Source organism: Roseovarius sp. EC-HK134 (assembly GCF_902498815.1).
GTDB classification, from domain to species: Bacteria; Pseudomonadota; Alphaproteobacteria; order Rhodobacterales; family Rhodobacteraceae; genus Roseovarius; species Roseovarius mucosus_A.
Genome location: NZ_LR701544.1, coordinates 1,045,633 through 1,066,043, shown reverse-complemented (window position 1 = coordinate 1,066,043; position 20,411 = coordinate 1,045,633). Strand labels below are relative to the sequence as shown.

General features: G+C 60.0%; 19 protein-coding genes. 4 read left to right on the top strand and 15 right to left on the bottom strand.

Annotation, left to right across the window (positions count from 1 at the left end; genetic code table 11):
- Positions 1-23: 23 nt before the first annotated feature.
- A complete protein-coding gene (locus GC127_RS09015) occupies positions 24-953 on the bottom strand; it encodes a histone deacetylase family protein (protein ID WP_008281227.1) in 930 nt (309 codons plus the stop codon).
- 270 nt (positions 954-1,223) lie between these two features.
- Between GC127_RS09015 and rsfS the strand changes: the two genes are divergently transcribed.
- On the top strand, positions 1,224-1,589 hold the full coding sequence (gene rsfS, locus GC127_RS09010) for a ribosome silencing factor (protein WP_008281226.1): 366 nt from the start codon (positions 1,224-1,226) through the stop codon (positions 1,587-1,589).
- Positions 1,590-2,060: a 23S rRNA (pseudouridine(1915)-N(3))-methyltransferase RlmH gene (gene rlmH / locus GC127_RS09005; protein ID WP_151977654.1), complete on the top strand. Its 471-nt coding sequence runs from the start codon at positions 1,590-1,592 to the stop codon at positions 2,058-2,060.
- 39 nt (positions 2,061-2,099) lie between these two features.
- Here rlmH and mscL read toward each other — a convergent pair whose 3' ends face one another.
- The 6 genes from mscL to argH all read right to left on the bottom strand — a co-directional run bounded on the left by mscL (position 2,100) and on the right by argH (position 8,508).
- A complete protein-coding gene (gene mscL, locus GC127_RS09000; RefSeq protein ID WP_008281224.1) occupies positions 2,100-2,522 on the bottom strand; it encodes a large conductance mechanosensitive channel protein MscL in 423 nt (140 codons plus the stop codon).
- 158 nt (positions 2,523-2,680) lie between these two features.
- Positions 2,681-5,281 (bottom strand): TIGR02302 family protein, encoded by a 2,601-nt coding sequence (locus GC127_RS08995; protein WP_151977652.1) that lies wholly within the window; start codon positions 5,279-5,281, stop codon positions 2,681-2,683.
- A 37-nt stretch (positions 5,282-5,318) separates the two neighbouring features.
- Positions 5,319-6,584, bottom strand: coding sequence for a diaminopimelate decarboxylase (gene lysA / locus GC127_RS08990; protein WP_151977650.1), 1,266 nt, complete (start codon positions 6,582-6,584; stop codon positions 5,319-5,321).
- A gap of 36 nt (positions 6,585-6,620) precedes the next feature.
- Positions 6,621-6,941, bottom strand: coding sequence for a DUF2834 domain-containing protein (locus GC127_RS08985; protein WP_037297828.1), 321 nt, complete (start codon positions 6,939-6,941; stop codon positions 6,621-6,623).
- A complete protein-coding gene (locus GC127_RS22795; protein ID WP_037297825.1) occupies positions 6,938-7,120 on the bottom strand; it encodes a hypothetical protein in 183 nt (60 codons plus the stop codon). Before GC127_RS22795 ends, GC127_RS08985 begins: the two co-directional genes overlap by 4 nt.
- Positions 7,117-8,508 carry an argininosuccinate lyase gene (argH, locus tag GC127_RS08980; RefSeq protein ID WP_008281219.1) on the bottom strand — a complete coding sequence of 464 codons (1,392 nt, stop codon included), beginning with the start codon at positions 8,506-8,508 and terminating at the stop codon, positions 7,117-7,119. Before argH ends, GC127_RS22795 begins: the two co-directional genes overlap by 4 nt.
- Positions 8,509-8,532: 24 nt before the next feature.
- On the opposite strand from argH, the gene GC127_RS08975 reads away from it, so the two are divergent.
- Entirely contained in the window at positions 8,533-9,099 is a 567-nt protein-coding gene (locus GC127_RS08975; protein WP_151977648.1) for a TlpA disulfide reductase family protein, read from the top strand.
- Between the two features lie 53 nt (positions 9,100-9,152).
- The gene (locus GC127_RS08970; protein ID WP_151977646.1) at positions 9,153-9,557 is read left to right on the top strand and encodes a hypothetical protein; all 405 of its coding nucleotides are present in this window, start codon (positions 9,153-9,155) and stop codon (positions 9,555-9,557) included.
- 413 nt (positions 9,558-9,970) lie between these two features.
- Here the strand turns inward: GC127_RS08970 and GC127_RS08965 are convergent, their stop codons facing one another.
- From GC127_RS08965 to GC127_RS08930, 8 genes are all read right to left on the bottom strand, one after another.
- On the bottom strand, positions 9,971-11,662 hold the full coding sequence (locus GC127_RS08965) for an ABC transporter ATP-binding protein (protein WP_151977644.1): 1,692 nt from the start codon (positions 11,660-11,662) through the stop codon (positions 9,971-9,973).
- Between the two features lie 4 nt (positions 11,663-11,666).
- Entirely contained in the window at positions 11,667-12,905 is a 1,239-nt protein-coding gene (locus GC127_RS08960; RefSeq protein ID WP_008281213.1) for an ABC transporter permease, read from the bottom strand.
- Positions 12,906-12,917: 12 nt separating this feature from the next.
- Positions 12,918-13,874 carry an ABC transporter permease gene (locus GC127_RS08955; RefSeq protein ID WP_008281212.1) on the bottom strand — a complete coding sequence of 319 codons (957 nt, stop codon included), beginning with the start codon at positions 13,872-13,874 and terminating at the stop codon, positions 12,918-12,920.
- A gap of 199 nt (positions 13,875-14,073) precedes the next feature.
- Complete coding sequence (locus tag GC127_RS08950; RefSeq protein ID WP_151977642.1) at positions 14,074-15,684, bottom strand: ABC transporter substrate-binding protein; 1,611 nt, start codon at positions 15,682-15,684, stop codon at positions 14,074-14,076.
- A 205-nt stretch (positions 15,685-15,889) separates the two neighbouring features.
- Complete coding sequence (locus GC127_RS08945) at positions 15,890-17,197, bottom strand: replication-associated recombination protein A (RefSeq protein WP_151977640.1); 1,308 nt, start codon at positions 17,195-17,197, stop codon at positions 15,890-15,892.
- Between the two features lie 3 nt (positions 17,198-17,200).
- A complete protein-coding gene (locus GC127_RS08940; RefSeq protein WP_008281209.1) occupies positions 17,201-18,577 on the bottom strand; it encodes a trypsin-like peptidase domain-containing protein in 1,377 nt (458 codons plus the stop codon).
- 165 nt (positions 18,578-18,742) lie between these two features.
- Positions 18,743-19,165, bottom strand: a complete 423-nt coding sequence (rplQ, locus tag GC127_RS08935) for a 50S ribosomal protein L17 (RefSeq protein WP_008281208.1) — start codon at positions 19,163-19,165, stop codon at positions 18,743-18,745.
- 151 nt (positions 19,166-19,316) lie between these two features.
- Positions 19,317-20,333 carry a DNA-directed RNA polymerase subunit alpha gene (locus GC127_RS08930; protein WP_008281207.1) on the bottom strand — a complete coding sequence of 339 codons (1,017 nt, stop codon included), beginning with the start codon at positions 20,331-20,333 and terminating at the stop codon, positions 19,317-19,319.
- Positions 20,334-20,411 lie beyond the last annotated feature (78 nt).

Here is a 20,411-nt window from a genome sequence, read left to right as displayed (position 1 = left end):
CAGGTTTCCTTGTTGGTCAGGGATCAGGCTGCGCCGCGCGCAATCAGCACATCGACATGCGCAGCCACACTTTCGGCCAGCGCATAGAGGTTATAGCCGCCCTCAAGACAACTGACCAGTTTCCCACCACAAAGCTCATCCGCCAGATCACAGAGCCGCTCTGTAACCCAAGCGAAATCTTCCGTTTCCAGCATCAGATCGGCCAGCGGATCATCGCGATGCGCGTCAAACCCAGCAGAAACAAGGATCAGATCCGGCTTGAACGCCCGCACGCGCGGAAACACCTTTTCCTCATACTCTCGACGAAACACCGCCCCGCCCGAGCGCGGCGGCAGCGGCACGTTGAGGATCGTATCGTGCGGCCCGGTCTCATGTGCGGCGCCGGTGCCGGGCCAAAGCGGGTATTGATGCGACGAGGCGAAAAAGGCGCGCGGCTCATCCTCCAACAAATCCTGCGTGCCATTGCCATGATGCACGTCGAAATCGACGACCGCCACCCGTTTCAGCCCGTGATGATCCAGCGCATATTTTGCGGCAACGGCCACATTCCCAAAAAGACAAAATCCCATCGTCGTTTCGCGCTCGGCATGATGGCCCGGCGGGCGGGTGGCGACAAAGACATTGTCGGCCTCGCCCGACAACACCAGATCTACGGCGCGCACAGCACCGCCCGCCGCGCGATGCGCCGCCGCCAGCGTTCCCGGCGACATCCAGGTATCGGCATCCAATTGCACCTTGCCCGAAGCAGGAGAGGCCGCCCGGATCGCCTCGACATGGCTTTTGGGATGCACGCGCAAGAGGTCATCCTCGGCCACCAAGGGTGCCTTGACGAGGATCACGTCTTTGCCCTCCAACGCCTCCAGAATACGCTCAAGCCGCGCAACCTGTTCGGGGTGGCCCTCGGGCGTCACATGGCCCAGACAATCGGGATGGGTGATCAGGGCTGTGGTCATGGCGCTCCTCCGTCATTGAGGTGAAAAGAGCCTGAATTGCGCGGCTTGTCCAGACTGGCCTTTGGCCCGGCTTATCAGGTGCCACCGCGATTATGTGACATTACCTGCATTTCGGCGCGATCTGGAACAGGGTTTATTGAAAAGTCACGCAACTCTTGCTACTTTAGCCTTATACCTTGCACCGGGGTCCTGCGGTGCGCAGCAAAGGAGGACGATGTCCTGTCTTTTACGACATATGCGGCGAAGGCCGCTGACCAGGGGGCCATCGCAATGATGCCCACCATGACCGCAGACAGCGAAGCGCAGCTTGCGGCGATCCTGACCTCTCTTGACGATGACAAGGCCGAAGATGTTGTGCAGATCGACCTGCGCGGCAAAACAGCCATGTGCGACTATATGGTGATCTGTTCGGGGCGTTCCTCGCGGCAGGTGTCTGCCATCGCCGAGAAACTGATGGACCGTCTCAAGCAGGATATGGGGATCGTGTCCCGTACAGAGGGCAAGGAAACCGGCGATTGGGTGCTGATCGACACAGGCGATGTCGTCGTTCATGTGTTCCGCCCCGAGGTTCGCGATTTCTATCAGCTTGAGAAAATGTGGCTGCCTTCCGGGCAGACGGCGGCATCTCAAGTCTGAATGCGGGTTCATATCTGCGCGGTGGGCCGGTTGCGGACCGGCCCGGAACGTGTGTTGTTCGACGATTATGTCACCCGGTTCGATCGAACGGGGCGCGCGCATGGCCTTGGCCCAACGACGCTGATTGAGGTCGAAGATAAGAAGGGTGGGGGCATGTCCGCCGAGGCCACCTTGCTTGATCGGGTGATTCCCCAAGGTGCCGTGCTTGCGGTGCTTGATGAGCGCGGCAAAGAGATCACCTCTCCCGAATTTTCCGATACGCTGGCGGGCTGGCGCGATGCCGGGCGCAGCGATCTGGCTTTGGTGATCGGTGGGGCCGATGGCATCGCGCCTGAATTGCGCGCCCGTGCCGATTTCGCGCTGTCCTTTGGCCGCATGGTCTGGCCACATATGCTGGTGCGGGTGATGCTGGCGGAACAGCTCTATCGCGCGGCATCAATCCTCGCCGGTAGCCCCTACCACCGGGTTTGAGAGGACGAGAAGCGTAATTGCTCCTCGCCCTTGCCGTGCTTACTTTTTCAGCGCGTCGCGGATTTCCATCAGAATATCCAGTTCGGACGGGCCGGGATCAGCGGCGGCTGCCTCTGGTTTCGGCTTGGATGTGGCATCCTTGGCGCGGTTGACCAGCTTGACCAGAATGAACACCACCCAAGCGATGATCAAAAAGTTGATAACGGCCATGACGAACCGGCCATAAGCGAACACCGCGGCGCCCGCCTCTTCTGCGGCAGCGATCGAGGCATAGTCGCCCGAGCCCAGCACGATATAGAGGCCCGAAAAATCAATGCCGCCCAAGAACAGGCTGATGATCGGGTTGATCAGATCGGCAACAAGTGAGCCGACAATCGCCGTAAAGGCCGCCCCGATGATGATACCAACGGCCATGTCCATGACATTGCCCTTAGCGATGAAGTCCTTGAATTCCTGAATCATTTCCGTCCCTTTTTTACTGACACACAGGGGCGTGTTCGCGCGCCCGCGTCGGGATTTACCATATACTTGCAACAATTTGCGATAAATTCGAAAAACTGCCTGGGGAAATACCTCTTGCCTCTCCCCGCAAGAGCGGCGTTTGGATCGGTCAAAAAGACCTAGAACCGCTCCAGCAACCGCTTGAGATAGTCCAGTTCCACATCCGGCCGAGCGCCTTCGCCTGACCGCTTGCGGATCTCATCAAGCAATTCTCGCGCGCGGCGATAGACATCCTCACCCTGCAAGAGACTGTCTTGCGTGCCCACCTGTCGGCCCTGCCCGGCCTCACGCCCCAAAGGATCAGCCTGAGCCTGACCGGGCTGGCCTTCGGCCTCGCCCTGACCACCGGGATTCTGTTGTTCCGCCATGGCCTCGCCCATATTGCGCATGCCCTCACGCAGGGCCTCCATTGCCTCGGCCTGATTATCGATGGCCCCCGCCAGATCGTCGCTGCGCAGCGCGTCTTCGGCCCCTTCCATGGCGCGGCCAGCACGCTCCAGCGCATCGCGCGCGGCCTCGCCTGCCTCGCCACCCAGTTGCGGCAAACCCTGCCGCTGCCGCTCCAATTCCTGTCTCAGCGCCTCTTGCCGCTCAGCCAGCGACCCCTCGGCACCTTCGCCACCCTCGGCCTGTTCGCGACCTTCACCACCTTGGCCCTGTTGCTCGCCGCCTTGGCCACCTTGGCCTTGCTGACCATCATGGCTCTCGCCGCGACCCTCGCCGCCGCTGCGGCCCTCATTGTTCTGCGACTGGCCGGATTGCGCACCGGGATTGAACTGTTCTTGCAAATCGCGGAACGCCTGATCCGACAGGCCCTGCTGTTCGCGGAGCGTTTCTGCCAACCCCTCCATCGCCTGTTCGCCGGGGGATTGACCCTGCTGGCCCTGCCCCTGCGTGACCTGCATGTTCTCCATCATCTGCTGGAACTCTTCGAGTGCCTGCTGTGCCTCGGCATAGCGGCCCTGCTCCATCAACTCTTGGATGCGGTCCATCATGTCTTGCAGATCCTGTTGGTTCATCTGCATCATGTTCTCGGCGCTGCGTTGATCGCTTTCTTCCGGGTTTTCACGCTCTGCCTGCTGCATCTTTTGGCGCAGATAATCTTGCGTGGCATCGCGCAAATCCTGCATGAGGCGCGCAATCTCTTCTTCGCTGGCGCCGTTCTTCATCGCCTCGCTCAGGCGCTCTTGTGCAGCACGCATCCGCTCCAGCGCATCGCCCAGATCCCCATCCTCAAGCAAGACGCCAAGATCCCACAGCGCCTGCGCAATCTCATCACGCTCGGCCGCGTCCAGCCCATCGCTCTGCGTCATTGCCTCAAGCTGCCGGATGATGATCCGCAGGCGCAAATACGCTTTCTCTGAGCGAAAAAGCCGGCCTTCTGGCTTGTATGACACCGCCCGCAACACCTGCGCGACACGGGGCGCGTTCTGGCGCGACCACAAAAGATCGCGACGCTGCTCGATCACGGCTGCGGCCATTGGATCGAAAAACCGCCGTGCGGGCAGGCCCATCTGGAACGGCTCGGATTGCCCCTCTTGCCCCGCCGCATCCGCGACTTGCAAGCGCAGGGTGACGGGCAAATGCGCCCAAGGATGCTCGGACAGGTTCTCGACCAATGTCTCGGTAAACTCGGTCCGATCCCCGGCCAAAGGCATCGGTAGATCAAGGCTGATGGGGTCACGCGCGTCAGGCTCTACTGCCAGACCATGCCGCCGATCCACTTGCGCCAAATCGAGCGTAAAGATCGCGCCGCCGCTGACCACACCGTAATCATCGCGCGCGCCAAAGGGCTGGCTCATTTGCCCGTCAAAGGCAGTGCGGGCGTCGCGCTCGATGACCTCGACCGTCGGTGCCGCATCGGCGAGCGCTTGGACGGCCCAACTCCGACCGCCCGGCCCGTCAATGCGCAAGTCGCCAGTGCGGGTAACGTCAAAGTTCTGCTCTGGATCGGTGATTGCGGCCTCGGTGCTGCGACCTGACACTGTCTCAAACAGGCTGAGCGCCCCCACCTCGCCATAGAACCGCAAGGTGATGCGGCTGCCTTCGGGCACTTCGATCACCGCGCCCTGATCGGCCAGATAGAGGCTAGGAAGCCCGGTGTAGGCTGGCGGCTCTATCCAGCCTTCCCATGTCGGACCAGAGGCCAGCGCCGCCGCACCCCCACCTGGCACCATTTGGACGACAGACCCCGCGCGCCAGACCGAACCAAAAAGGAGGGCCACGATAAGACCCAAAAGCGCAATATAGCGGACGCCAAAGGGGTCTTGTCGTGACAAACGCAAATCCGGCTCGACCGCGCGCGCCTGCGCCGCGCGTGCCGCCATGCGCGCCTGATGCGCCTGCCAGAGTGCTGCCGACCCGGCATCGCCCGCGCCAATCGCCTGCACATCGCCAAGTGCTGCCAACGGCCTGCTGGGCATCGCTTCATCCAGCCGCGCCAGGGCCTCGGCCCGACGCGGGAACCGAAACCGGGCCATGCCCAGCACGCCAAAGGCGAGCACGGCTAAAGCGGCCAGCATAGCCGCACCCCAGACCACCTCGAATGCGGCCATATCCTGAAGGCCCAGCATCAGCGCCGCTGCGCTCAACGCGATCACGCTCCAGACCGGCCAAAAGGCGCGCACCAACCGCTCGGCGATCAACCCCGCCCATGTCAGCATGAGCGGTCGCCGCAACCGCGCGGTCATCACCTTCAGGGGGTTTTCGGTCGCAGCCATGCGCGGCACCTCATCTTGGCCCCGCGCGCCCATCGCGTCAGAGCCATTCAGGGATGGTATCGCGATTTATCATTTCGTCAAAGGTCGGTCTGCCCCGGATCACGGCAAAGTCACGCCCATGCACCAGAACTTCGGGCACCAGAGGCCGTGTGTTATACTCGCTCGACATCACCGCGCCATAGGCACCAGCACTGCGGAACGCCACCAGATCACCTTCGGCCAATGGCGGCAGCATGCGCCCTTTGGCAAAAGTATCGCCCGATTCGCAGACCGGCCCCACCACATCATAGGGGCGTTGCTCGACCCCCGGTGCCGCCTCGTGCAGGGGCACGATATCATGATGCGCATCATACATTGCCGGACGGATCAGGTCATTCATCGCGGCATCGAGGATCAGGAAATCCCGCCCTTCGCCGGATTTTACATAGATCACGCGGGCAACCAGAATCCCAGCATTGCCAGCGATCAAGCGGCCCGGCTCGATCTCGATCTCGCAGCCCAGATGCCCCAGCACCTCGCGGATCAGCGCGCCATATTCCGTGGGCAACGGCGGGGCCTCGTTCGAGCGGGTATAGGGTATACCCAGACCGCCACCCAGATCGAGGCGACGGATATCATGCCCATCGGCGCGCAGAACCTGCGTGAGTTCGGCGACCTTTTCATAGGCAAGGCGGAACGGTGCCAACTCGGTCAGTTGGCTGCCGATATGAACGTCGATCCCGATCACCTCGAGCCCCGGCAGGGCCGCAGCCTGCGCATAGACCTCGCGCGCTCGGGCAATCGGAATACCAAATTTATTCTCGCTCTTGCCGGTGGCGATCTTGGCATGGGTCTTGGCATCCACATCGGGATTGACACGAATTGTGATCGGCGCACGAAGGCCCAATTCCAGCGCCACGGCATTGAGCACCGCCATTTCCGGCTCGCTCTCGACGTTGAATTGCCGGATGCCGCCGATAAGCGCCATGCGCATTTCGTCCCGCGTCTTGCCCACACCCGAGAACACGATGCGCTCGCCCGGCACGCCTGCGGCACGCGCGCGCGCATACTCGCCGCCCGAGACCACATCCATGCCAGCGCCCAAACCCGCCAGCGTCTTGAGGATCGCTTGATTGCTCGCCGCCTTCATGGCGTAGCAAACCAGATGATCCATACCTGCCAGCGCCTCGTCAAACAGGCGGAAATGCCGAGACAGGGTAGCCGTGGAATAGCAGTAAAACGGCGTGCCGACCGCCTCAGCGATCTCTGAAAGCGGCACATCTTCGGCGTGCAACACGCCATTATGATAGAGAAAGTGATCCACGCGCCATCCTGCCCCGTTTCATCGTTCCAAAAATACTCAAATGTCGCGTAGGCCGCCCCGCGATGCCCGCAAGAACAAATAGAGCGGCAAACCGCAACTCACCCCAATGCAGAACGTCGCCGGAATGGCGATCAGGCCCAGCCAGTGCCGGTGCTTTACGGCCTCGGCAATCACCCAAACGGTAAGCGCCACGGCGGCAATCGTCAGATCCCAGACCAGACCCGAGCTTGCGGCGTTGGCGTGCCAGGCATCGACCATACCCATGAGATCATATCCGTTTTGCCCGAACCATTGCAGGAACCAGTACATCGGATGAATAGCGCCCCAAATGGCCAGCGCCGCAAAAACCCATCTCACAGGCCCAACCCCACGCCAAGATTGACGCCACCGACGCGAACACCACCGCCGACACCGACATTGACCCCATTGGTGCCAACACCAACGTTCACCCCCGCCGAGGGGCGCACCGGCTCTCCATCGACGCCGCAACCTGACAGAATCGCTAGGCCGAGCAAAGCAAACCCAAGTCGTTTCATCCCAACCGTTCCTTCCACCGCGCCACTTGCGCGCGCACCTGTGACGGTGCCGTACCCCCATAGCTCACGCGTGAGGCAACCGAATTATGCACGCCCAAGACATCATAGACCGACGCGGTGATTTCGCCATGCACCTCTTGCATCTCGGTCAGGCTCAGGTCTGGCAAATCGCACCCCTTGGCCTCTGCCTTGGCCACCAAGGCCCCTGTCACGTGATGCGCCTCGCGAAATGGCATATCGAGTACCCGCACCAACCAATCCGCAAGATCGGTTGCGGTCGAAAAGCCAGACCCGGCTGCGGCCTCCAGATTATCCGTCCGCGCCGCCATGTCGCGCACCATGCCTTCCATCGCGGCCAGCGCCAGCATCAGGTTGTCGGCGGCGTCAAAGACCTGTTCCTTGTCTTCCTGCATATCCTTGGAATAGGCCAGCGGCAGGCCCTTCATGACCATCATCAGTGCCACATTGGCCCCGAAAATCCGCCCCACTTTGGCGCGGATCAACTCTGCTGCATCGGGGTTCTTTTTTTGCGGCATGATGCTTGACCCGGTGGAAAACCGATCGCTCAGCGCCACAAACCGGAACTGCGCCGACGACCAGATCACCAACTCCTCGGCAAAGCGGCTTAGATGCATGGCACAGATGCTGGCCGCGCCCAGAAATTCCAGTGCGAAATCGCGGTCGCTGACAGCATCCAGGCTATTGGCGCAGGGGCGGTCAAAGCCCAGCGCCTTGGCTGTCATCTCGCGGTCAATCGGAAAGGACGTGCCCGCCAGCGCCGCCGCGCCCAAGGGGCATTCATTCATCCGCGCCCGCGCATCGCGCACACGGCTTAGATCGCGGCCAAACATTTCGACATAGGCCATCATATGATGCCCCCAAGTCACCGGTTGTGCGGTCTGCAAATGGGTGAATCCCGGCATCACCCAGTCTGATCCTGCCTCTGCCTGCACCAGAAGGGCATGCATCAACGCCTGCAACGCCTGATCTACCGCATCCAATTGATCCCGCACCCAGAGCCGGAAATCGGTGGCCACCTGATCGTTGCGCGACCGGCCGGTGTGCAACCGCCCAGCAGGCGCGCCGATCAAATCCTTGAGCCGCGCCTCGACATTCATGTGAATATCCTCAAGCGCCGTGGAAAACGTGAATTCCCCCGCCTCGATTTCTGACAAGACCGTGAGGAGGCCTTCCCTCATCGCGGCGGCATCACTATCACTGACGATACCTGTTGCCGCCAACATCGCGGCATGGGCCCTCGAGCCGGCAATATCCTGTGCCGCCATCCGCTTGTCGAATGAGATCGAGGCATTAATTGCCTCCATGATCGCATCCGGCCCGGCGGCAAAGCGGCCGCCCCACATCTGGTTCGAGGTCTTGTCAGTCATGTCTTTGGCCCTTCGGAGGGAATTATGAAACGCATTCGTCAGATCGTCCTTTATATGGCCATGGCCCTTGGTGCAAATGCTGCCATGGCCGATATTGCCACGCTTGAGGCGCTGCGCGACGGCGACATGAAAAAACTGAATTTCCACTCTGCACCCGCGCCCGTTCCTGAGACAGAATACACCCGCGCTGATGGCACCATCGGCACGCTCGCCGATTTTCAAGGGCGTCATGTCGTGCTGAATTTCTGGGCCACGTGGTGCGCCCCCTGCCGCGCCGAAATGCCCACGCTCTCGAATCTGCAAACTGAAATGGGAAGCGAGGATTTCGAGGTTGTGACCATTGCCACGGGCCGCAATGCCCCCACCGCCATGGCCAAATTCTTTGACGAGATCGGTGTCGACAATCTGCCACTGCACACCGACCCCAAAAGCGCGCTCGCCCGCGCCATGGGCGTCTTTGGCCTGCCCATCACGGTCATCATTGATCCGGAAGGCCATGAGATCGCGCGCCTGCAAGGGGATGCGCATTGGGACTCGGAAAGCGCCAAGGCGATCATTGCGGCCTTGGTGGAAGGCGATAGCGGCAGTTGAGCTTGGGCCGGAAGTGTGGCTAGAATCGGGGATTGCAGAAAGGTAACTCTCCGATGAACACCCGCATAGCATCATTGATCAAGGTGGCCTCTCTGGGACTGCTGGCCGCCTGTGCCACGCCGCGAGAGCAATGCATCTCTGGTGCAACCGAGCAATATCGCAGCGTTGAGGCCGCTATCGCAACCGCCCAGGGAAATATCGCGCGCGGCTATGCGCTACACACGCAAACGGTGCCCTACACGGTGCCGTCGACCTGCTATCGTAACGATCCGTACCGGAACATCGTGATCCCCTACCCCTGCCCCACAACGCAGTACCGCACCCAGACCACGCCAGTCGCAATTGACGTATCTGAGGAGCGCCGCAAATTGGCGGATTACCAGAAAATCCTCCCGCAACTGAGAAAGCAGGCGCAGGTTCAGGTCCAGCAATGCGTGGCGCAATTCCCTGAAGAATAAAAGCCCGAGTGCTGCATTGTGCTGAAAGGCCCTGTGCTCTGCAAAGGTCGGTTTCAGACACTGAGCCTTCGCAATCGCGCGATATGCCGAAATCGGGCAGGTGGCATGCCGTAAACGCATGGATTTTCGCCAAAATACCCATTGTGCAAACGCAGAAATCTATTATGTGCGCCCTGTGATCGTGAAAGCGATCCGGGGACGCAACGCTATAACGGAGGCAAGCCGATGACCCGCGACGAATTGAACCGCGAACTGCGCGCGCATAGTGCCTCTTGGCAGGCAGTGGTGATCGTCTATGGCGCGATCATCGGCACGTTCGTTTTCTCTGCCATGGCGATCCTGTAACGCCGCATCATCCATAAATCAGCGCATAGTGGCGCGGAGGGAGAGCCCCCTCCGCACCCGATGTAATATCAAAGGTTCGCACCCGAGACCTTGGGATCGTTTGGATCGATTCGCGCTGCGGCGGCATCGCCGACATTGTCTATCCCGCGCTCTTCGAGCAACGTGGTTAGCCAATTGGGGTCCATCTCTGGCACTGAGCTGAGCAGCAGATCAGTGTAGGGGTGGTGTGGCGGTGTGAACATCTCGTCCTTGGGGCCCTGCTCAACCACTTTGCCATGCTGCATCACCACCACCTCATCGGCGATGGAACGCACCGTTGCGAGATCATGGGTGATGAACATATAGGCCAGCCCCAACTCGTTCTGCAGCCGGTCGAGCAGGCGCAGGATACCTTCGGCCACAAGCTGATCAAGGGCCGATGTCACCTCGTCGCAGACGATAAAGGTTGGTTCCGCCGCAAGGGCGCGGGCAATACCGATCCGCTGCTTTTGGCCGCCAGACAATTCAGGCGGATAACGGTTGTAATATTGCGAGGGTTCCAACTCGATCAGATCGAGCAATTCGTCCACCCGGTTCTTGAGCGCGACCCCCTTGAGCCCCGAATAAAAGGCGGCCGGACGCCCGATGATCTCGGAAATCCGGACCTTGGGATTGAGCGCGGTATCCGCCATCTGATAGATCATCTGGCACTGGCGCAATTGATCCTTGGTGCGGTCCTTGTAGCTGGGTGGAAAGGGTTTGCCCTTGAACAACACTTCGCCCTTGGAGGGCGGCAAAAGACCTGTGATCACCCGCGCTGTTGTGGATTTACCCGAGCCGGATTCACCCACCACCGCAACGGTCATGCCTTCATAAATGTCGAAACTGACATCATCCAGCACCTTGGCCCCGCCGGTGTAGGAGGCGTCGACATTGCGCACTGAAATCAGGGGCACGCCATCCTTGGGGCGATGGCGTTGCGGGCTTTGAAAGCTGCGCACAGCCCAGAGGGATTTGGTATATTCTTCCTGCGGATTGTCGAGCATCTGCTTGGTGGGCGCTTCTTCGACCTCGCGCCCTTTGAGTAGCACCTTGATCGTGTCGGCCATCTGCGCCACTACGGCAAGGTCATGGGTGATGTAGATCGCGGCGGTGTTGAATTGATCGACGATGTCGCGAATCGCGGCCAAAACCTCGATCTGCGTGGTCACATCGAGCGCGGTTGTGGGTTCATCAAAGATGATCAGATCAGGCCGACAGGACATGGCCATCGCGGTCATTGCACGCTGCAACTGCCCGCCAGAAACCTGATGCGGATAGCGAAATCCGATTTCCTTGGGGTTGGGCAGGCGCAACCTCTCATAGAGGTCCATGGCATCCTCTTGCGCCTCTAGCCGCTTTTTCAGACGGTATTGCAGCGGCGCTTCGGTGTGCTGGTCGATGATCTTGTGCGCCGGATTAAAGGAGGCCGCCGCCGATTGCGCCACATAGGCAATGCGCGAGCCGCGCAGCATGCGCCGCTCACCCTCTGAGGCGGTGGTCAGCTCCATCCCGTCGAACTCGATCGAACCGTTGGAAATGCGCGTGCCATCGCGGGCATAGCCCATGCAGGCCGCGCCGATGGTCGATTTACCCGCACCCGATTCACCGATCAGGCCCATCACCTCGCCACGATGGAGGGTCAGGTCCACGCCCTTGATGATGTCCACCCAGGTTTCGTCGGAATAGCCCTGAATTTTCAGGTCACGGATTTTCAGAAGTACGTCTTTGCTCTTGATCATGGGGTCACACCTTCAGGCCGGAGGAACGGTAGAGCATCCAGTCCACCACGAAGTTAACCGCAACGGTCAGAAGCGCGATGGCCGCTGCGGGGATGAGCGGGGTGATATCGCCAAACGAGATCAGCGTTGCGTTCTCACGCACCATAGAGCCCCAGTCGGCGGTGGGCGGCTGAATGCCAAGCCCGAGGAAAGAAAGCCCCGCGATAAGCAAGAACACGAAGCAGAATTCAAGACCGAATTCCGCGATCAAAGGTGCCGTGGAATTGGGCAGAATCTCGCGGCGGATGAGATACCATCTGCGTTCGCCGCGCAGTTTCGCGGCCTCGATGTAATCCATCACAACCACGTTGCCCGCCACCGCCCGCGTCAGGCGGAAAACGCGCGGGCTATAGATGACCGCAACCACCAGAATAAGAATGATCTCGGACGGGTTGAAGATCGTCAGCATAAAGCCACCAAACAGTGCCGCGACCCCCGCAAGGATCGCAAGACCAATGACCCAGCCCATCAGGCTGCGCTCTGCAATTGCCGAGACGAGCAAAAGGCCCGTGATCCCGGTGAACGTCGAAAGCAACCAAAAGCTGGTGGTATCGTTCGCAAGGTCGCCACCAAAGATCGACAGCATCAGCAGGGCAAAGATCAGCGACGGAATCGACATGATCACATCCGAGGTCCGGGCTAGGAATTGGTCGAACCAACCACCCGAGGTTGCGGCCATGAGACCGGCGAGCGCCCCCAGAAGAAACGCCATGACCGTGCCCGCCAGTGCCAGCGCCACTGTGTTGCGCGCGCCATAGACCAGCCGGCTAAAGATGTCGCGGCCCAACTGATCCGCGCCAAGCAGCATATTTGCATCCGCCGGGGCAAAGGCCGAGGTGATAACCTCTGCCTCGCCATGGGGTGCGATGAGCGGAGCAAAGATCCCCGCGACGGCAACGGTAAAGATCACAAACATGCCAAAAGCCGCCGTGAGCGGCGCCGTGCGCAATTCCTTGGCAAGGTTCTTGGACGCTATCGCGACCAGAAACTCGCGGAAGGCATAGGAAACCATGGCCGAAAGCGCCAAGAGCCCCGCGAGAATGGCCACGATGCGAAGAGCCGAAACGCCGCCGATGATGCCCAGAACAAAGGAAACCAACGTCAGGGAAAAGAGCAGCAAAAAGGCGGACCGCTTGTTGAAATAGGCTGCAAGGCAGGATGCACCGAGCAACAGGGTATAGTAGGCGATGACGAATACACTCATATCTCTAGACCCTTACTTCGGATGCCGCAGGCGCGGATTGGTCAGGATTGAGCCCACATCCGCTGCGAGGTTGAGAAGGATGAAGGTCGCGGCAAAGATCAGGCAACACGCCTGAACCACGGGGAAATCCCGTTTGCTGACCGCATCGACCAGCGCCTGACCAATGCCCGGATAGACAAAGACAACCTCAACCAGCACCACGCCGGTGATGAGATAAGCCAGGTTGAGCGCCACCACGTTGATGATCGGAGCCCAAGCATTGGGCAGGGCATGTTTGACAATGACCTTCCAGGGGGGCGCACCCTTGAGGCGGGCCATTTCGATATAGGGCGACGCCAAAAGGTTAATGATCGCCGCGCGGGTCATCCGCATCATATGCGCAGTCACAACCAGAACGAGGGTCAGCGCCGGCAGGAATGTGCGGTAGAGCAGGTCACCAAAGCTCATGTCATTGCTGAGGCTGGCGATGGCGGGAAACATGCCCGTCTTGACCGCGAGATAAAGAATAAGAATGTAGCCCAAAAAGAACTCTGGGCTTGAAATCGAGGTGAGCGTCGCAACATTCGCCACCCGGTCAAAGATCGAGTTGCGCAGAAGCGCCACAAGGACACCCAGCACGATGGAAATCGGCACGGCAATCGCGGCGGCGTAGGCGGCGAGAAAAAGCGTATTGGCAAAGCGCTCGCCAATCGTTTCGGCCACGCTGGCCCCCGTCACGATGGAATTGCCGAAATCGAGCATCACCGCCCCAGAGAGCCAATGCAGATAGCGAATGATTGCGGGCTGATCGAGGCCCATTTCCTTGCGCAGTGCCGCCAGATTCTCGGGCGTTGCGCCCTGTCCCAGCACCGCCTGCGCGATGTCGCCGGGCAAAAGCTCGACCATAAAAAATATGATCACGGATATGACCAGTAGAATGATCAATCCCAATCCGAGCCGTTTTGCGACGAGCCCAAGGATATCCCCCATCTTTCCCTCCTGCTGTTTTTGCCTTTCGCCTTGTCACGTGGCGCGGCCTTTATGGCTTAGGCTAACAGTGTTTTGGGTCTCGGCGGAAAATATTTCCGCATCAGACCCATCGCAGTGACGCAAAATGCCGAAGCGGGCTTGCCCAGGCTTCGGTGGTTGAAAACCCGGCACCCTATGGTGCCGGGTCTTGAAAGTGGCGTCAGGCCTCAAACCACCAGCGGCTTGCGGCGCGTGCGCCATCACAGCCCCAGCTTGCCGCAACCTGTTCCGGGCGCTTGACGCCCTTGCCGCGCGCATAGACCCAGTTGTTGAAGAACGGAAGAAGGGTGCCACCGTCGTCGCGCATCAAAAGGCACATCTCACGATACATCTCGGCGCGCAGGGTCTGATCCAGTTCGGCCTTGGCCTTGAGCAGTAATTCGTTGAAGCGCTCGTTCTGCCAACGGCTTTCGTTCCAGGCGGCATCGTTCTTGTAGGCCAGCGTAAACATAACGTCGGGGGTCGGGCGTGCGCCCCAAGACACGGCGCTAAACGGCTTTTTCAGCCAGACATCAGAATAATAGCCATCGCTTGGCTCGCGCACGACCTTGATGTCGATCCCTGCCGCCTTGGCCTGTTCGGCATAGAGCACGCACATATCAACCGCGCCCGTATAGACGCTCTCGGCCACCGAGAGATTGACGGAAAGCCCCTCTTGCCCTGCCTCTTTGAGCAGCGATTTGGCCTGTTCCGGATCATATTCCCGCTGCGGGATATCCTCGGGCCAATAGGGCTGGACCGGCGAAAGATGGAAATCGTTGCCTTTGGTCGCGGCGCCAAAAGCAATCTTTTCGATAATTTCATCCCGGTTCATCGCAAGTTTCAGCGCGGTGCGCACGCGCACATCGCTAAAGGGTGCCGTGTCGCAGAACATCGGCATCGTGATTGCGCCGCCAGAGGGGATGTTGTCGACCGATATGTCCGGATTGCGCTGCAAGAGCGCCAGCGTCTTAAGCTCAATCAGCGACACGCAATCCACATCCCCCGTCACTAGCGCAGTTTGGCGTGCATTGGGATCGTTGAGGACGATCATCGTTACCTTGTCAAAATAGGCACCATCGCCGTGCCAGCCATCGTGGCGCGTCAATTCCCAGCGAATGCCGAATTCGCCAGAGTCGATCTTGTAGGGGCCAGAGCCGTCACCCGACTGCCAGTCAATAGTACCATCGCCATTCGAGGGGCAGATCGCAAAGTGATAGTCGGTCATGAGCCAAGGCAAATCGGCATTGCCACGGGCAAGGCTGATTGTAACCGTGTGGTCGCCATCAGCGGTGATGTCGGTCACATCCGTCAAAAGCGCCTTAGCGGCCGAGGTCGAGGCATCGCCCCGGTGATGATTGAGGCTGTCGATCACATCCTGCGCCGTCACCGGCTTGCCGCTATGAAAGGCAGCATCTGGATTGAGCGTGAAGGTCCACTGCATGGCGTCTGGCGTCGCCTCCCATCCGGTGGCCAAATCGCTACCAAGGGAGTTGTCCGGCTCAATCAGGGTCAGATAGCTGCGATGTGTGTGGGCCAAAAAGATCATCTGACGGGTCACATACGTACCCGGATCATGGGTGTCCGAGGTGTTGCCATCGTGAATGCCCCAGCGGAATGTGCCGCCCGGTGTCGGGTTGGCGGCGGCGGATGTGCCCCAAAGGCCGGTCGCGGCAGAGGCGGTCAGACCCGCAGCAGAGGCGAAATGCAGGAACGACCGGCGAGAGATTGCGCCGGTGCAAGCAGCCTGCGCAAGCCGGTCCAGAAGGACTTGATCAATATTCTTTTTCATAGGGTTTCCCTGTCTTGTTTTGTTTCTTGGATTTGCGAAGACGCGACATCAGCCCATCCAGAAACCTTGGGTTTCGGAGGGTCAACAAGGATGCACAAAAGCGACATTCTTATAACAAAACACGAAACGCGGCGCGTTTCCAGACCTTAATCGCACCCTGCCTATAGATAAAAAGGTCATAAATTCTGAGGTTTTATTGGTTTCCTCAGGTGCGACGCAGACGGAGCTTGGCGAAATACTCGAGTCGTTTTTTGAGCTCGCGTTCGTAACCGCGCTCGACCGGTTGATAGAGAACCGGTCGTTTCATGCCTTCCGGAAAGTAGTTCTGGCCAGAGAAACCATCCTCGGCGTCATGGTCGTAGGCATAGCCATCTCCGTAGCCCTGTTCCTTCATCAACCGGGTGGGAGCGTTGAGAATATGCTTTGGCGGCGGCGCGCTCCCGGTCTTTTTCGCCTCGCGCAGCGCGGCCTTGTAGGCTGCGTAACCTGCGTTCGATTTGGGTGCGAGCGCGAGATAGGCCACCGCCTGACCCAATGCTAATTCGCCTTCGGGGCTGCCGATCCGCTCATAGGTTTCCCAAGCATGCAGGCAGATGGATTGCGCTTGCGGATCGGCGAGGCCAATATCCTCGATCGCCATGCGCAGGATGCGCCGTGCAAGATAGCGCGGGTCCTCGCCCCCTGTCAGCATGCGCGCCAGCCAGTAGAGCGCTGCATCCGGGTCCGATCCACGCACGGATTTATGCAGCGCAGAGATGAGGTTGTAATGTTCATCTCCCGACTTGTCATATTTGGCGGCGCGCTTCATCAGGCGCGTGGCCAGAGCGGCGCTGTCCAGCTTGCCTTCGACTTTCCACGCGGCGACTTGTTCAATCAGATTGAGAAGCGCGCGCCCATCCCCATCGGCCATGTCAAGCAGCGCCTCTCGCGCCGGACCGTCGAGCGGCAAGGCGCGGCCCAACTCTTGTTCGGCGCGCTGTGCGAGGCGTTCCATATCTGCCAGAGTGAGGCGCGTCAGCACCAAAACTTGCGCGCGGCTGAGCAGCGCGGCGTTCAACTCGAAACTCGGGTTCTCCGTCGTGGCGCCAACCAATAGGATCGTGCCATCCTCCATATGCGGAAGGAACCCGTCCTGCTGCGCCTTGTTGAAGCGGTGGATTTCATCGACGAAAAGCAGCGTACCACGGCCCTGAGTGCGGCGATGCTTTGCCTCGTCGAACACTTTGCGCAGGTCTGGGACGCCGGTGAAGATTGCGCTGATCTGAACAAAATGCAGGTCCGTCTCAGCCGCCAAGAGCCGGGCAATGGTGGTCTTGCCCACACCGGGTGGGCCCCAGAACACCAGCGACGAAAGGCTTCCTGAGGCGAGCATCACCCCAAGCGGGGCCTCAGGGCCAAGCACCTGTTCCTGTCCGATCACATCCATCAGACGGCGCGGCCGGAGCCTGTCTGCCAGCGGACGGGGGCCAGTATCCGGGCGAGGCGTAGCGCCGCTATCGAAAAGATCTGCCACCACTTAGATCCTAAACCGCAGCGCCATGCGCCGCCCATCCCGCAAGACATCGAGGCTAAGGGTGGTCATCGCCTCTTCCAGCGCGTCCTTTGCGGCACGGCTGGTGCCGACGGGCACGCCGTTGACCGCGCGGAGAATGTCGCCGGGCCGCAATCCGGCCCGCGCACCAAATGGGCCGGGATCTTCCACCAACGCGCCCTCTGACATCAGCGGCAGCCGATATTGATCAATCACGACCGGATTGATGGTCACAAGGGTCAGTTGCGGGATTGCGGCGCGCGGACCAGTTTCCAAAGGGTCGCGCGGCGGGCTGTCGGGCGCGGCGATCATCGCAATCTCGATTTCCTGCTCTGTCCCCCCACGCAGGCGGGTAATATTGGTCGTTGACCCAATACCAGCGACTGACATGCGATAGATCACCTCGGCCGGGCTGTTGACGGGCTGGCCACCGACACGGGTGATGACATCGCCGGGGCGAATATCAGCGGCAAAGCTGCTTTGGGGATGAACCTCGGAAATCACGACGCCATCGGGGCGGGCGATACCCAGCCCCTCGGCCATGTCGGGCGTCACGGGCTGGCCCCCCAGACCGGCCCAAGGCCGCTCGAATTCCGTTTTGCCCGCGCGTGCCTGTGCCACGAATTGCGCCACAAGGCCGGCGGGGATTGCGAAGCCGATGCCGTTCGAGCCGCCTGAGCGCGACAGGATCGCCGTGTTGATGCCGATAAGGTCGCCGTTCACATCGACCAGCGCCCCGCCGGAATTACCCGGATTGATCGGCGCGTCAGTCTGGATGAAGTAGCCGCGCGCATTGCCCGTAGCCGTGCCCGACCGCGCAAGACCCGAGACTATGCCGCTTGAAACGGTCTGGCCCACACCAAACGGGTTGCCGATGGCCAACACCAATTCGCCCACTTGAACGGTGTCACTGTCGCGCAGGGTCAGGGCAGGCAGACTTGGGGCATTCTCGACCTGCAATAGGGCCAAATCCGCCTCTTCATCGGCCAAAAGGACGCGGGCGGCATATTCACGGCGGTCGTTCAACACCACGCGGATATCCGTGGCCTCACCCACAACATGATAGTTTGATACGACGATACCATCCGCCGAGAGGATCACGCCAGAGCCCAGGGAATTTTGCACACGTGGGCGGGTGCTGCCGAAATCGTTGAAGAAGCGCTCAAAAAACGGATCTCCACGAAATGGGCTGCGGCGTGCCTCGACGATGCGACTGGCATAGATATTGACCACCGCCGGAGCGGCCTCTTGCACCACCGGAGCAAAGCCGAGCTGGATTTCAACCTGCGAGGTTGGCACGCGGGTTTCGGCGCGCGGCAGGCCGGGAAGGGCCAACAGAACAAGGCAGAGAAAGCGGAACATGACAGGCTCCCCAAGGATTTTCTTGGCCTTTGAGATATGCTGGGAGTGACGCGGCAATGCAAGGCTTTGCGGCGCCTTGTGATGGTATGTTCCCGATGCCAGACATGCAAAACCCCCGCCGGTGAGGGCGGGGGTTAATCTGTAACCATCTGAAATGGTTAGATCTTATTCGTCGTCTGCCATCTCAAAGGCCGCATTGCGGGCCTTGTCCGATGCGCCTTTGGCATCAACGTCACGGTCCACGAATTCGATGATCGCCATCGGTGCCATGTCACCATAACGGAAGCCAGCCTTGAGCACACGGACGTAGCCGCCCTGACGGTCCTTGTAGCGGGGTCCGAGAATGTCGAACAGCTTGGCCACATAGGCGTCTTGCTTGAGTTGGCTTGCGGCCTGACGGCGGGCGTGCAGGTCGCCACGCTTGCCCAAAGTGATCAGCTTTTCGATGATCGGGCGCAGTTCCTTGGCCTTGGGCAGGGTGGTCTTGATCTGCTCATGTTCGATGAGCGAGCCAGCCATATTCGCCCACAGCGCCTTGCGGTGCTCATGGGTGCGGTTCAGGCGGCGGTAGCCTCTTGCGTGACGCATTTTCTATCTCCTTAGCGTGTTTTGCTTTGTCCGGCGGTCTGATGCGTGTCAGCCGCTCTCCTTGGGGCATTGGCCCGTATTTTCCCCGGCATTCCGGGCATTACCCCACCCTACGAAGCTCTCCGTAGGGTGGGTGTATCGCACGCGTATCTCAGAACGCGTCTTCGAACTTCTTGGCGAGGTCCTCGATGTTGTCTGGCGGCCAATCCTCGACATCCATGCCAAGGTGCAGGCCCATGCCCGAGAGCACTTCCTTGATCTCGTTGAGCGACTTGCGGCCAAAGTTCGGCGTGCGCAGCATCTCGGCTTCGGTCTTTTGGATCAGATCGCCGATGTAAACGATGTTGTCGTTCTTGAGGCAGTTGGCAGAACGGACCGACAATTCCAACTCGTCCACTTTCTTGAGCAGGAGCGGGTTGAATTCGAGACCGTCATCGTCATCCTGACGGCTGGCCGACTCGGGTTCGTCGAAGTTCACGAAGATCGACAGTTGATCCTGCAGGATGCGCGCGGCATAGGCCACGGCATCATCCGGGGTGATCGATCCGTCGGTTTCGATCTTCATCGTCAGCTTATCATAGTCCAGAACCTGACCTTCGCGGGTCGGTTGAACCTCGTAGCTGACGCGCGAGATCGGCGAATAGATGGCGTCGATCGGAATAAGGCCGATAGGCGCATCTTCAGGCTTGTTCTTGTCAGCCGACACATAGCCCTTACCCTGATTCACGGTCAGTTCCATGAAGAGGTCAGCGCCTTCGTCGAGGTGGCAGATCACATGATCCTTGTTGAGAATCTCGATACCCGCGCTGTCAGAGATGTCACCGGCAGTGACAACGCCCGGACCCTTGGCATTGACCGAAAGACGCTTGGGCCCTTCGACTTCCATGCGGATCGCAACACCCTTGAGGTTGAGAACGATGTCGGTCACGTCTTCGCGGACACCGGCCACCGAGGAGAACTCGTGCAGCACATTGTCGATCTGCACGGCGGTGATGGCCGCCCCTTGCAGCGAAGACAGAAGAACGCGGCGCAGCGCGTTACCCAGCGTGAGACCAAAGCCGCGCTCGAGCGGCTCGGCGATCAGAACCGCCTGACGCAGCGGGTCATTGCCGGGTTTTACTTCAAGCTGTGTCGGCTTGATCAATTCAGCCCAATTCTTGTGGATCATGCGTCCCTCCATTCTTGCCCTGTTCCCATGTCCAAAGGTTCAGAGCGCCCGAGGATGTAAAATGACGAAAGCGGGACC

Coding starts and splice junctions, on each gene's coding strand:
- GC127_RS09015 (WP_008281227.1), bottom strand. CDS start 953: ATGACCACAGCCCTGATCACCCATCCCGATTGTCTGGGCCATGTGACG.
- rsfS (WP_008281226.1), top strand. CDS start 1,224: ATGATGCCCACCATGACCGCAGACAGCGAAGCGCAGCTTGCGGCGATC.
- rlmH (WP_151977654.1), top strand. CDS start 1,590: ATGCGGGTTCATATCTGCGCGGTGGGCCGGTTGCGGACCGGCCCGGAA.
- mscL (WP_008281224.1), bottom strand. CDS start 2,522: ATGATTCAGGAATTCAAGGACTTCATCGCTAAGGGCAATGTCATGGAC.
- GC127_RS08995 (WP_151977652.1), bottom strand. CDS start 5,281: ATGGCTGCGACCGAAAACCCCCTGAAGGTGATGACCGCGCGGTTGCGG.
- GC127_RS22795 (WP_037297825.1), bottom strand. CDS start 7,120: ATGAAACGACTTGGGTTTGCTTTGCTCGGCCTAGCGATTCTGTCAGGT.
- argH (WP_008281219.1), bottom strand. CDS start 8,508: ATGACTGACAAGACCTCGAACCAGATGTGGGGCGGCCGCTTTGCCGCC.
- GC127_RS08975 (WP_151977648.1), top strand. CDS start 8,533: ATGAAACGCATTCGTCAGATCGTCCTTTATATGGCCATGGCCCTTGGT.
- GC127_RS08970 (WP_151977646.1), top strand. CDS start 9,153: ATGAACACCCGCATAGCATCATTGATCAAGGTGGCCTCTCTGGGACTG.
- GC127_RS08965 (WP_151977644.1), bottom strand. CDS start 11,662: ATGATCAAGAGCAAAGACGTACTTCTGAAAATCCGTGACCTGAAAATT.
- GC127_RS08960 (WP_008281213.1), bottom strand. CDS start 12,905: ATGAGTGTATTCGTCATCGCCTACTATACCCTGTTGCTCGGTGCATCC.
- GC127_RS08955 (WP_008281212.1), bottom strand. CDS start 13,874: ATGGGGGATATCCTTGGGCTCGTCGCAAAACGGCTCGGATTGGGATTG.
- GC127_RS08950 (WP_151977642.1), bottom strand. CDS start 15,684: ATGAAAAAGAATATTGATCAAGTCCTTCTGGACCGGCTTGCGCAGGCT.
- GC127_RS08940 (WP_008281209.1), bottom strand. CDS start 18,577: ATGTTCCGCTTTCTCTGCCTTGTTCTGTTGGCCCTTCCCGGCCTGCCG.
- rplQ (WP_008281208.1), bottom strand. CDS start 19,165: ATGCGTCACGCAAGAGGCTACCGCCGCCTGAACCGCACCCATGAGCAC.
- GC127_RS08930 (WP_008281207.1), bottom strand. CDS start 20,333: ATGATCCACAAGAATTGGGCTGAATTGATCAAGCCGACACAGCTTGAA.